Source organism: Georgenia sp. 311, assembly GCF_006151955.1.
In the GTDB taxonomy this organism is placed as follows: domain Bacteria; phylum Actinomycetota; class Actinomycetes; order Actinomycetales; family Actinomycetaceae; genus Oceanitalea; species Oceanitalea wutianyii.
Genome location: NZ_VDFS01000063.1, coordinates 114,384 through 126,251 on the forward strand (window position 1 = coordinate 114,384; position 11,868 = coordinate 126,251).

Annotated in this window: 10 protein-coding genes; all 10 read right to left on the minus strand. The window is 73.9% G+C overall.

Features of this window, described 5'->3' with window-relative positions; genetic code table 11:
• The coding region (gene infB, locus FHE66_RS14175; protein WP_139073676.1) for a translation initiation factor IF-2 at positions 1–2,842 on the minus strand (2,842 nt) is incomplete at its 3' end.
• A gap of 70 nt (positions 2,843–2,912) precedes the next feature.
• A complete protein-coding gene (locus tag FHE66_RS14180; RefSeq protein ID WP_218013740.1) occupies positions 2,913–3,266 on the minus strand; it encodes a YlxR family protein in 354 nt (117 codons plus the stop codon).
• Positions 3,267–3,371: 105 nt separating this feature from the next.
• Positions 3,372–4,352, minus strand: coding sequence for a transcription termination factor NusA (gene nusA, locus FHE66_RS14185; RefSeq protein ID WP_139073608.1), 981 nt, complete (start codon positions 4,350–4,352; stop codon positions 3,372–3,374).
• A 9-nt stretch (positions 4,353–4,361) separates the two neighbouring features.
• Complete coding sequence (gene rimP, locus FHE66_RS14190) at positions 4,362–4,847, minus strand: ribosome maturation factor RimP (RefSeq protein ID WP_139073609.1); 486 nt, start codon at positions 4,845–4,847, stop codon at positions 4,362–4,364.
• 67 nt (positions 4,848–4,914) lie between these two features.
• Positions 4,915–5,835 (minus strand): DUF4439 domain-containing protein, encoded by a 921-nt coding sequence (locus FHE66_RS14195; protein ID WP_139073610.1) that lies wholly within the window; start codon positions 5,833–5,835, stop codon positions 4,915–4,917.
• Positions 5,832–7,613: a proline--tRNA ligase gene (locus FHE66_RS14200; protein ID WP_255303763.1), complete on the minus strand. Its 1,782-nt coding sequence runs from the start codon at positions 7,611–7,613 to the stop codon at positions 5,832–5,834. Before FHE66_RS14200 ends, FHE66_RS14195 begins: the two co-directional genes overlap by 4 nt.
• Before the next feature lie 105 nt (positions 7,614–7,718).
• Positions 7,719–8,549 carry a DUF4081 domain-containing GNAT family N-acetyltransferase gene (locus FHE66_RS14205; protein WP_230976555.1) on the minus strand — a complete coding sequence of 277 codons (831 nt, stop codon included), beginning with the start codon at positions 8,547–8,549 and terminating at the stop codon, positions 7,719–7,721.
• 39 nt (positions 8,550–8,588) lie between these two features.
• Positions 8,589–9,752, minus strand: a complete 1,164-nt coding sequence (gene ispG, locus FHE66_RS14210; protein ID WP_139073613.1) for a flavodoxin-dependent (E)-4-hydroxy-3-methylbut-2-enyl-diphosphate synthase — start codon at positions 9,750–9,752, stop codon at positions 8,589–8,591.
• Positions 9,753–9,791: 39 nt separating this feature from the next.
• A complete protein-coding gene (locus FHE66_RS14215; RefSeq protein ID WP_139073614.1) occupies positions 9,792–11,099 on the minus strand; it encodes an RIP metalloprotease in 1,308 nt (435 codons plus the stop codon).
• Positions 11,096–11,868: 1-deoxy-D-xylulose-5-phosphate reductoisomerase (locus FHE66_RS14220; RefSeq protein ID WP_139073678.1), on the minus strand; the 773-nt coding region annotated here is incomplete at its 5' end. The genes FHE66_RS14220 and FHE66_RS14215, both read right to left, overlap by 4 nt.

Genomic DNA, 11,868 nt, shown 5'->3' on the forward strand with positions numbered 1-11,868 from the left:
CGTCACCCTCGGTGATGTCGTTGAACGACCCGAGGCTGATACCGCACTCGAAGCCCTCGCGGACCTCGGTGACGTCGTCCTTCTCGCGACGCAGGGAGTCGATGTTGACGTTCTCCCCCACGACGACGCCGTCCCGCAGGACACGCGCCTTCGTGTTCCGGCGGATGGTGCCGGACCGGACGATCGAACCGGCGATGTTGCCGACCTTGGAGGAGCGGAACACCTGGCGGACCTCCGCGGTGCCCAGCTGGACCTCCTCGTACTCCGGCTTGAGCATGCCGCGCAGGGCCTGCTCGACGTCGTCGATCGCCTGGTAGATGACCGAGTAGTACCGGATGTCGACGCCCTCGCGGTCCGCCAGCTCCTGGACCCGCTCGGCGGGCTTCACGTTGAAGCCGATGATGATCGCGTTGTCGACCGTGGCGAGGTTGACGTCGTTCTGCGTGATCGCACCGACGCCGCGGTGGATGATCCGCAGGTCGACCTCGTCGCCCACGTCGATCTTGAGCAGCGAGTCCTCCAGCGCCTCGACGGCACCCGACACGTCGCCCTTGAGGACGAGGTTGAGGGTCTCGACGCGGCCCTGCTTGAGGGCCTCGGTGAAGTCCTCCAGGGACACCCGCTTGCGGCGCTTGGCCAGCGTCGCGGCTCGCTCGGCGGCCGCTCGCTTGTCGGCGATCTGCCGGGCGGTGCGGTCGTCGGGTGCGACGAGGAAGCTGTCGCCGGCGCGGGGCACCGAGGTGAGACCGAGGACCTGGACCGGCCGCGAGGGGCCGGCCTCCTGGACCGGGTCGCCGTACTCGTCGAACATCGCGCGGACACGGCCGTGGGCGGTGCCCGCGACGATCGCGTCGCCGACGTGCAGCGTGCCGGACTGGACGAGGACGGTCGCGACGGAGCCGCGGCCCTTGTCGAGGTTCGCCTCGATGGCGACGCCTCGGGCGTCCTTGTCGGGGTTGGCGCGCAGCTCGAGGGAGGCGTCCGCGGTGAGCAGGACGGCCTCGAGGAGCTCGTCGATGCCCATGCGCTTGAGCGCGGAGACGTCGACGAACATCGTGTCGCCGCCGTACTCCTCGGCCACCAGGTTGTACTCGGTGAGCTGCTGGCGGATCTTGGCGGGGTTGGCCCCCTCCTTGTCCACCTTGTTCACCGCGACGACGATCGGCACGCCGGCCGACTGCGCGTGGTTGAGGGCCTCCACCGTCTGGGGCATGACGCCGTCGTCGGCCGCGACCACGAGGATCGCGATGTCGGTGACGTCCGCACCACGGGCACGCATGGCGGTGAACGCCTCGTGACCGGGGGTGTCGATGAAGGTGAGCGCGCGCTCGTGGCCCTCGTGCTCGTGGTGGACCTGGTAGGCACCGATGTGCTGGGTGATGCCACCGGCCTCGCCGGCGACGACGTCCGTCTGACGGATCGCGTCGAGCAGCTTGGTCTTTCCGTGGTCGACGTGACCCATGACGGTGACGACCGGCGGGCGTGCCTCGAGGTCCTCGTCGGTCTCGGCGGCCTCCTCGGCCTCGAGGTCGATGTCGAAGCCTCCGAGGAGCTCACGGTCCTCGTCCTCGGGCGAGACGATCTTGATCTGGTAGCCGAGCTCGGCGCCGAGGGCCTGGAAGGTGTCCTCGTCCAGCGACTGGGTCGCGGTGGCCATCTCACCGAGGTGGAAGAGCACCGTGACGAGCGCCGCGGGGTTGGCGTCGATCTTGTCCGCGAAGTCCGCGAGGCTGGCTCCGGCGCGGATCTGCACCTCGGTGGTGCCGTTACCGCGGGGGACCTGGACGCCGCCGAGGCTCGGGGCGCCCTGCTGCTCGAACTCCTGGCGCTTCGCCCGCTTGGACTTGCGCCCGCGGACCGGCTTGCCGCCGGGACGACCGAACGCGCCCTGGGTGCCGCCGCGGCCACCACGTGCACCGCCGCCGCGGCCGGCGAAACCGCCGCCGCCACCGGGACGGCCTGCGCCACCGGGACCGCCGGCGCCACCGGGGGCACCGCCGCCGGGACGGCCGCGGCCGCCACCACGCGCGGGTGCACCGGGGGTGCCCACCGAGCTACGGCCCGGCATCATGCCGGGCGTCGGGCGAGCGCCACCGGGACGCGGCGCAGCCGCCGGACGCGGGCCACCGGTCCCACCGGGACGGGGCGCGCCGGGACGCGGGGCGCCTGCGGGGGCGCCGCCGGCGGGGCGGGGGCCACCGGGCCGGGGACCACCGCTGCCACCGGGCCGGGGCATGCCCTGGCTCGTGGCGAAGGGGTTGTTGCCGGGACGCGGGCCACCGGGGCGCGGGCCACCGGGACGGGGGCCGCCACCGCTGCCGCCGCTGCGGGGCATGCCCTGGCTCGGGGCGAACGGGTTGTTGCCGGGACGCGCGGGCCGGGGGCCCGGGGCGGCCTGGGACGCCGGCTTCGGGGCAGGCGCTGCAGGCGCAGGGGTCTCGGCCTTGGCGGCCGGGGCCTGCGGCGCGGCGGGGGCCGGCGCGGGCTCGGGTGCCTTCTTCTCCTCGACCGGCGCCGGCTTCGGGGCGGCGGGGGTCGGGGTGGGAGCCGGGGCTGCCGGGGCTGCCGGGGCCGGGGCCGGGGCGTCGTCGGCCGGAGCGGCAGGCTTTGCCGCCGGGGCCGGCGCGGGCGCCTTCGGCTGCGGCTTACGGGGAGCCGGCTTCTTCTTCTCCGTCGACTCCGACGGGGCGGGAATCGCCTCCCGCAGGCGGCGCACAACCGGCGCCTCGACGGTCGAGGAGGCCGACTTGACGAACTCTCCGAGCTCGCTCAACTTGGCCATCACAGTCTTGCTGTCGACGCCGAGCTCCTTGGCGAGCTCGTGGACGCGAAGCTTTGCCACATTTCTCCTGTCTCGGCCCGCCCGGGACAGGGTGGGGCCGTGTTATTGCTTGGGGCTCATCGCTGGGTACTCATCGGGTGCCCATCGGCTTCCAACCCGCTTTCTTCGTCGATGACTCGTGCCGGGCCAGGTCTGGCTCGGCTGTGCTGAACCACTCCGCTACTGCGGTGAGGTCCACCGGTCCTGCGGATCGCAGGGCCCGGGTAAATGCCCGCCGGTGCTCGGCGAGGTCAAGACAGGCCCGGTCAGCGTGCAACCAGGCTCCCCGCCCAGGGGCGTCCGTCCGTTCGTCCACCACCGCGCGGTGCGCGTGGGGAACGAGGACGACCCGCACGAGAGCGGCCCGTCGGGCCTTGGCCCGACATCCCACGCACGTACGTACCTGTCCCCCGGCGGGAGCTGGGGAAGTAGGAGTCGTCATCATGGGATCAAGGGCACCGGCCCGTCCGGCAGTCTACCCCCGAACCCCCGCGCTGCACACCAAGAGCGTGCGCCCGGGGGTCCGGTGTGCTTGCTCACAGGGAGCGCCTCAGCCCTCCTGCTCGTCCTCCGTGTCGGCGTGGATGTCGATCCGCCACCCGGTGAGACGTGCGGCGAGGCGGGCGTTCTGGCCCTCCTTGCCGATGGCGAGGGAGAGCTGGAAGTCGGGGACGACGACGCGCGCGGAGCGCTCCTCGAGGTCGACGATCTCGACACTCGTGACCCGCGCCGGGGACAACGCGCTGGCGACGAACGTCGCCGGGTCCTCGCTGTAGTCGACGATGTCGATCTTCTCACCGCCGAGCTCGCTCATGACGGCGCGCACGCGCTGGCCCATCGGGCCGATGCACGCACCCTTGGCGTTGAGCCCGGGCACGGACGTGGAGACGGCGATCTTCGTGCGATGACCGGCCTCGCGGGCGAGCGCCCTGATCTCCACGGTGCCGTCGGCCACCTCGGGGACCTCGAGCGCGAAGAGCTCGCGCACGAGGTTGGGGTGGGTGCGCGAGAGGGTGACCGAGGGGCCCTTGGGGCCGCGGCTGACGTCCAGGACGTAGGCGCGCAGCCGGTCGCCGTGCCGGTAGGTCTCGGTCGGGACCTGCTCGTGCGCGGGCAGGACGGCCTCGAGCTCGCCGATGTCGACGAGCACGGTGCGCGGGTCGCGACCCTGCTGGACGACGCCGGCGATGAGGGTGCCCGCGCGGTCGCGAAGGCTCCCCATGACCTGCTCGTCCTCCGCGTCGCGCAGCCGCTGGACGATGACGCTGCGGGCGGTGGCGGTCGCGATGCGACCGAAGCCGCTGGGCGTGTCGTCGTACTCACCGACGGGGTTGCCCTCCTCGTCGAGCTCGGTGGCGATGACGGCCACCCGGCCGGACTTGCGGTCGACCTCCACGCGGGCGCGCTCGGCGGCCCCGGGGGTGCGCTGGTAGGCGAGGAGAAGGGCCTCCTCGATCGCGCCGACCAGCACGTCGAGGCTGATCTCGCGCTCGCTCTCGATGAGGCGCAGCGCAGTCATGTCGATGTCCATGTGTCCTCCTCAGCCCTCTTCGGCGTCCGTGGTGGGTCGCCCGAGCTCGGGCTCCACGGTGGCCGACGTGATGTCCGCGAGCGCGACCACGTGCCGGCTCCCAGTGTCGAGGACGACGTCCTCACCTGCGACCTCGACGATCCGGCCGCGCACCTCTCCCCCGGCCGTCCGGGCCACCACGAGGCGGCCCTGGGCGCGACGGAAGTGGCGGGCGGTGGTCAGCGGCCGGCTGATGCCGGGCGTGGACACCTCGAGGGTGTAGGCCCCGCGCACGACGTCGGCCTCGTCCAGCGCGGCGGACACCTTGCGCGAGACGTCGGTGAGGGAGTCGGAGTCCACACCGCCGGGCCCGTCGGGAAGGTCGACGACGACGCGCACGACGCTGCGCCGTCCGGCCGGGCTCACGGCGACGTCCTCGAGGTACAGGCCGGCGTCGGAGACGACCGGGTCGAGGACGCGGCGCAGCTCGGCTGCGACGTCCGACGGGCGGGTCATGTGCTCTCCTCATGGGTCAGGCTGCGGAACTACAACACCTTACCCGGGGCGGGCGGGGGTCCCGCGCTCAGGAGAGTCCTGGCAGGGCGGGCAGGGCCGCGCCCCAGGACCGTGCCTCACCTGCGGCGTCGACCGCTGCGGCGAGCAGCTCGGCCCTCCCCTCCTGCGCGGAGGCGAGAAGCATCACGTAGACGCGCACGACGTCGAGCTCGGCTGCGGCGGCGAGGGCGGCCGGGTCCTCGGCGTCGACGCCGGTGAGGTCGTAGGCGGCCTCGCGCCGGTCGTCCTCGGGGGCGACGGCGCCGGCGACGGCGGCGAGGTGGTCGGCGCGGTCCGCCGCGGCGCCGCGCTCGGCGCCGGTGCTGCGGGCCGCGGCGACGACGAGGGCGTAGCGTGCGGCGTCCAGCGTGCGGGAGGTGTCGGGGTCGAGGGTGCCGGGCTCGGGCACGGGCAGCGGCGCGGCGGGCAGGGTCGTGACCTCGGTGCCGAGCGCGGCGGCGAGGTCCGCGGCGAGGTAGGTGCGGGAGATCGCGACCGAGGCCAGCAGCTCGCCGAGCTCACCGGTCTGGGCGAGGGCGCCCGCCTGCGCGGAGTCCGCGGCCACGGTGAGGTCCCCGAGGACGTCCTCGGGGGTCGCCGCGGGCGCCGTCTCGGCGACCGTCGGGCTGGGCCCGGGCGGCTCGGTGGCGTCGGGTCCGGCGCCCGGCCACGGCTCCCACACCCCGCCCAGGGCGGCGTCGTGCTCACCGGAGGCGGTGGCGACGGCGGTCAGCGCCGCGGCGACGGCGGGGTCCTGCGCCGTCGTCGCGGCCGCGGCAGCCAGCACGGCGAGCTCGGCCGCGGCCAGCGCCGCTTCCTGCCGCGCCGTCTCGGCGGCGTCGGCGACGGGCACCTCGGGCGGCGGGGTCTCCAGCCGTACCCCGCACCCGGCGAGCGTCGCGGCGACGAGCGCGGCGGCGAGCGCGGTGCGGGGACGGCGCGAGATCACGTCCGGGCGAGCGCCGCGCGCACGTTGTCGGCGACGACGTCCACGGCCTGCTCCACGGGCAGCTCGCGCCGCTCGCCGGTGGCGCGCACCCGCAGCTCGACCTTCCCGTCGGCGAGACCGCGGCCGACGACGAGGACGAGCGGGACGCCGAGCAGCTCGGAGTCGGCGAACTTCACGCCGGCCGACATCTTCGGCCGGTCGTCGAGGAGCACCTCGACACCCTGGGCGGACAGCGCGGTCCCGATGCGCTCGGCCTCGGCGAACACCTCGGGGTCCTTGCCGGTGGCGAGGAGGTGGACGTGGTACGGCGCGACGTTCATCGGCCAGGAGAGGCCCTGGTCGTCGCAGGTGGCCTCGGCGACGGCGGCCAGCGCGCGGCTGACGCCGATCCCGTAGGAGCCCATCGTCACGGTCACGGCCTTGCCGTTCTCGTCGAGCACCTTGAGGTCGAGGGCCTCGGCGTACTTGCGGCCGAGGGCGAAGACGTGGCCGATCTCGATGCCGCGCGCGAGCTCGAGCGGGCCCGAGCCGTCCGGCGCCGGGTCCCCGGCGCGGACCTCGGCGGCCTCGATGGTGCCGTCGGCGGTGAAGTCCCGGCCGGCGACCAGCCCGAAGACGTGCTTGCCCTCCTCGTCGGCGCCGGTGATCCAGCTCGTGCCGGGCACGACGCGCGGGTCGAGCAGGTAGCGCAGCGACGTGCGCTCCTCGCCCTCCCCGCCGGCGTTCGGGCCGACGACGGCCGGGCCGATGTAGCCCTTGACGAGCTCGGGGCGCGCGGCGATCTGCTCGTCGCTCGCGGCGGTGACCTGGGTGGGCTCGAGGGCGCCCTCGAGGCGGGCGAGGTCGACGTCCCGGTCACCGGGCAGGCCGACGACGACGAGCTCCTCGGTGCCGTCGGGGTGGGTGAGCGCGAGGACGACGTTCTTCAGCGTGTCCGAGGCCGTCCACGGGCGGTCGGTGCGCGGGTAGAGCTCGTTGGCACGCTGGACGAGGGAGTCGATGCTCGTGGAGTCCGGGGTGTCGCGGACCTCGGCCGGCGGGAGATCGGTCGCGTCGACCGGCTCGGGCACGGCGGCCCGGGCGGCCTCGACGTTGGCCGCGTAGCCGCCCGGCGAGCGGACGAAGGTGTCCTCCCCCGACGGCGTCGGGAAGAGGAACTCCTCGGAGCGGGAGCCGCCCATGGCGCCGCTCGTCGCGGCGACGATGACGTACTCCAGGCCCAGGCGGGTGAAGATCCGCTCGTAGGCGGCGCGCTGGGCCTGGTAGGAGCGCTCGAGGCCGGCGTCGTCGATGTCGAAGGAGTAGGCGTCCTTCATGATGAACTCGCGGCCACGGAGCAGGCCGGCGCGGGGCCGGGCCTCGTCGCGGTACTTCGTCTGGATCTGGAAGAGCGTGAGCGGCAGGTCCTTGTAGGAGGAGTACAGGTCCTTGACCAGGAGGGTGAACATCTCCTCGTGGGTGGGCGCGAGGAGGTAGTCGTTGCCGCGGCGGTCCTTGAGCCGGAACAGGCCCTGGCCGTACTCGGTCCAGCGGCCGGTGGCCTCGTAGGGCTCGCGCGGCAGCAGCGCCGGGAAGTGGACCTCCTGGGCGCCGGCGGCGGTCATCTCCTCGCGGACGACCGCCTCGATCTTGCCGAGCACCCGCAGCCCCAGCGGCAGCCAGGTGTAGATGCCCGGCGCGGCCCGCCGGATGTAGCCGGCGCGCACGAGCAGCCGGTGGCTCGGCAGCTCGGCGTCCGCCGGGTCTTCACGAAGGGTCCGCAGGAACAGGGTCGACATCCGCATCAGCACGCGGGCCAGCGTATCGCCCCGCGCGCCCGCACCGTCCCCCGAGCGGGGCATGGGGGCGCGCGGCGCGGCGTGAGGTACGTCCCTCGCCGCGGGTCAGAGCAGGACGGTGGCGTAGGTGCCGACCTGCTCGAAGCCGGCGCGGCGGTAGGTGGCCAGCGCGGCGGCGTTGTAGCCGTTGACGTAGAGGGAGACGGTCGGGGCCGTGCGCATCCGCACGTCCTCCACGACCGCGGCCATGCCCGGGGCGGCGATCCCCTGCCCGCGGTGCTCGGGGTGCACCCACACGCCCTGGATCTGGGCGACGCCGAGGGCGCAGGCGCCGACCTCGGCCTTGAACACGACGCGTGGCCCCTCCGGCGCCTCCTCGATGCGCACGTAGGACCGGTTGGTGGCGACGAGCTCGCGCACCCGCGCGGCGTAGGCCCCGCCGGAGGCCAGCGGGGAGTAGCCGACCTCCTCGGTGAACATGGCGACGCACGCGGGCACGACGACGTCGAGCTCGTCGAGCGAGCTCAGACGCACGAGCGGGTCGGGCTCGACGGCGGCAGGGCCGGTGATCGCCATCGACGGTTGGTCCGCGCGCACCTCCCGGGCGCGTGTCCACGAGGGGCCGAGCCGTTCCCACAGCGGCAGGACCTGCTCGGCGGGCCCGACGAGGGAGGAGGCGCGCCGGCCCCGCGAGCGGACGTGGTCGGCGACGGTGTCGAGCAGCTCGGGGTCCTCGACCCCGACGGGGACGAGGTTGGCGCCGGACCAGCACAGGGCCTCCAGCCGGCCCTCGCGCCACACACCGAAGAGCTCGGCCCCGGAGAGCCGGCGCCGGCCGAGCTGCTCGACCTGGACCGCGGCGAGCACACTGGCGACCGGGTCGACGGCGCACAGCTCCAGGGCCGCCTCGCGGTCCTCCTCACGCAGCGGTCGCACCCGCGCACCCGCAGGGTGCAGCCACCGGCCGAGCATCCCTCAGCCGGCCGTGACGACAGGCGTGCCGCTGTCGGACTCCAGGCCCATCTCCTCGGCGATCCGGTTCGCCTCGGCGATCAGGGTCTCGACGATCTGGTCCTCCGGGACGGTCTTGACGACCTCGCCCTTGACGAAGATCTGGCCCTTGCCGTTGCCGGAGGCCACCCCGAGGTCCGCCTCGCGGGCCTCCCCCGGGCCGTTGACGACGCAACCCATGACCGCGACGCGCAGCGGGACCGTGAGGCCCTCGAGGCCCGCGGTCACCTCCTCGGCGAGGGTGTAGACGTCCACCTGGGCGCGGCCGCAGGAGGGGCAGGAGACGATCTCGAGCTTGCGGGGCCGCAGGTTGAGGGCCTCGAGGATCTGCGACCCGACCTTGACCTCCTCGGCGGGCGGCGCGGACAGCGAGACGCGAATGGTGTCGCCGATGCCCTGGGAGAGCAGCGCGCCGAACGCGGTGGCGGACTTGATCGTGCCCTGGAACGCGGGGCCGGCCTCGGTGACCCCGAGGTGCAGCGGCCAGTCGCCGCGCTCGGAGAGCATCTCGTAGGCGCGCACCATGACGACCGGGTCGTTGTGCTTCACGGAGATCTTGAAGTCGTGGAAGTCGTGCTCCTCGAAGAGGGAGGCCTCCCACACGGCGGACTCGACGAGCGCCTCGGCCGTGGCCTTGCCGTACTTCTTCAGCAGGCGCGGGTCGAGGGAGCCGGCGTTGACGCCGATGCGCAGGGAGACCCCGGCGTCGGAGGCGGCCTTGGCGATCTCCTTGACCTTGTCGTCGAACTTGCGGATGTTGCCCGGGTTGACGCGCACGGCGCCGCACCCGGCCTCGATCGCGGCGAAGACGTACTTCGGCTGGAAGTGGATGTCGGCGATCACCGGGATCTGCGACTTCATCGCGATGATCGGCAGCGCCTCGGCGTCCTTGTCCGTGGGGCAGGCGACGCGGACGATGTCGCAGCCGGAGGCGGTGAGCTCGGCGATCTGCTGGAGCGTGGCGTTGATGTCGTGCGTCTTGGTCGTCGTCATCGACTGGACGCTCACGGGAGCGTCACCACCCACCTCGACGTTGCCGACGCGGATCTTGCGGGTCGGGCGGCGAGGAGCCAGCACCGGCGGCTGCTCCTTGACCGTCGGGATTCCCAGGGAGATCGGTGTGCTCACCCTGCAAGTATCCCTCACGGCCAGGGGTCCGTGCACGGCTCAGCCGGAGAGCGTGACGGGTCGCACGATGTCCGCGTAGGCCAGCAGCAGGCTCATCGCGACCATGACGGCGAGGACGACGTAGGTCAGCGGAAGCAGCCGGGCGACGTCGACCGGGCCGGGGTCGGGGCGACCACGCCAGGCCGCGACCCGCCGGCGCAGCCCCTCCCAGAGGGCGCCGGCGACATGCCCGCCGTCGAGCGGCAGGAGCGGCAGGAGGTTGAAGACGAACAGGGCGAGGTTGAGCGAGGCGAGCAGGCTCAGCATGTCGGCGGTGCGCTCGGCCACCCCGTAGCTGTCGCCCTCGAGCGAGGCGATCTCCCCGGCGAAGCGCCCGACGCCGACGAGCCCGACGACGCTCGCGTCGCGCTCCTCGTCACCGAACGCCGCCTGGGCGATGTCGACGAGGCGCTGGGGCAGGGTGAGCACGACGCCGAAGGTCGCCCCCACGGACTCGGCCACCCGGCCGGGCACCGCGGACAGCGGCTGCCGCACGAGCGCCGCCGTCGGCGCGATGCCGACGAAGGGCTGCGCCTCGGTGAGCGGCTGGCCGTCGGCGCCCGTGCGGACCTCGCCGTCGACGACGACGGGCCGCTCGGTGAGGGCGGCGGTGACGGTGACCGTGCGCTCGGTGCCGTCCCGCTCGACGACGACGCGCGCCGGGGCGGTGCCGGAGTCGGCGATCGCGGCGCGCACGTCGTCCCACGTCTCGACCGGCCGGCCCGCCCAGGACACGACCGTGTCACCGGGCTCGAGGCCGGCGAGCGCACCGGGAGCGGCGGGGTCGGCGTCGGTGCACTCGGCGGCCTCGGTGGTCAGGCACTCCTGGACGTTGCCGAGCGTCGAGGTGTAGGCCGGCACGCCGAAGCCGACGAGGACCACGGCGATGAGGACGGCGGCGATGAGCAGGTTCATCACCGGCCCACCGAGCATGACGACGAGCTTCTTCGGCACGCTGAGGGAGGAGAACGTGCGGTGCTCGTCCCCGGGCCCGACCTCGGCCAGGGAGAACTCGCGCGCCTCCTCCACGAGGGTGGGGCGCCCGTCGCGGCGGCGCCGGACGGTCGCGCCCTCCCGGGCGGGCGGGTACATGCCGATCATCCGGACGTACCCGCCGAGCGGGACGGCCCTGACGCCGTACTCGGTCTCCCCGCGGCGGCGGGACCACAGCGTCGGCCCGAAGCCGACGAAGTACTCGGTGACCTTGACCCCGAACCGCTTGGCGGGCACGAGGTGGCCGACCTCGTGCAGGGCGATGGACACGACGAGGCCGACGACGAGGACGAGGACGCCGACGAGGAAGCTCATCGCGCGGCCAGCTCCTGTGCCCTGCGCCGGGCCCACGCCTCGGCCTCGTGGACGGCCGGCAGGTCGAGGGCGGCGGCCGGGACGCCGTCGTGCTCGGCGAGGACCTGCTCGACGACGTCGGTGATCTCGAGGAAGCCCAGGCGGCCGGCGAGGAACGCGGCGACGCACTCCTCGTTCGCCGCGTTGAGGACGGCGGGGTGGGTCGCGGACGCGGCGGCGGCCTGCCGCGCGAGGCGCACACCCCGGAAGGTGTCCTCGTCGAGCGGCTCGAAGGTCCAGCTCGTGGCCTCGTCCCAGCGGCACGGCGCGACGGCGCGCGGCGGGCGGGCGGGCCATGAGAGCGCGAGCGCGATAGGCAGGCGCATGTCGGGCGGGGAGGCCTGCGCGATCGTCGAGCCGTCGGTGAACTCCACCATCGAGTGGACCACCGACTGGGGGTGGACCACCACCGTGATGTCCTCGGTGGGCACGTCGAAGAGCAGGTGGGCCTCGATGAGCTCGAGCCCCTTGTTCACCAGGGTCGCGGAGTTCACGGTGACGACCGGGCCCATGTCCCACGTGGGGTGGGCCAGCGCCTGCGCGGCGGTGACGCCGGCGAGCTCCTCGCGGCGGCGCCCGCGGAAGGGGCCGCCGGAGGCGGTGAGGACGAGCCGGGCGACCTCGCTGTGCGTGCCCGAGCGCAGCGCCTGGGCCATCGCCGAGTGCTCGGAGTCGACCGGGACGATCTGGTCGGGGCTGCGGCGCGCGGCGCGCACGAGCGCGCCGCCGA

Bases quoted from the DNA above. Each gene is read 5' to 3' on its own strand.
- FHE66_RS14180 (WP_218013740.1), bottom strand. From the start codon at position 3,266: ATGATGACGACTCCTACTTCCCCAGCTCCCGCCGGGGGACAGGTACGT.
- nusA (WP_139073608.1), bottom strand. From the start codon at position 4,352: ATGGACATCGACATGACTGCGCTGCGCCTCATCGAGAGCGAGCGCGAG.
- rimP (WP_139073609.1), bottom strand. From the start codon at position 4,847: ATGACCCGCCCGTCGGACGTCGCAGCCGAGCTGCGCCGCGTCCTCGAC.
- FHE66_RS14200 (WP_255303763.1), bottom strand. From the start codon at position 7,613: ATGTCGACCCTGTTCCTGCGGACCCTTCGTGAAGACCCGGCGGACGCC.
- FHE66_RS14215 (WP_139073614.1), bottom strand. From the start codon at position 11,099: ATGAGCTTCCTCGTCGGCGTCCTCGTCCTCGTCGTCGGCCTCGTCGTG.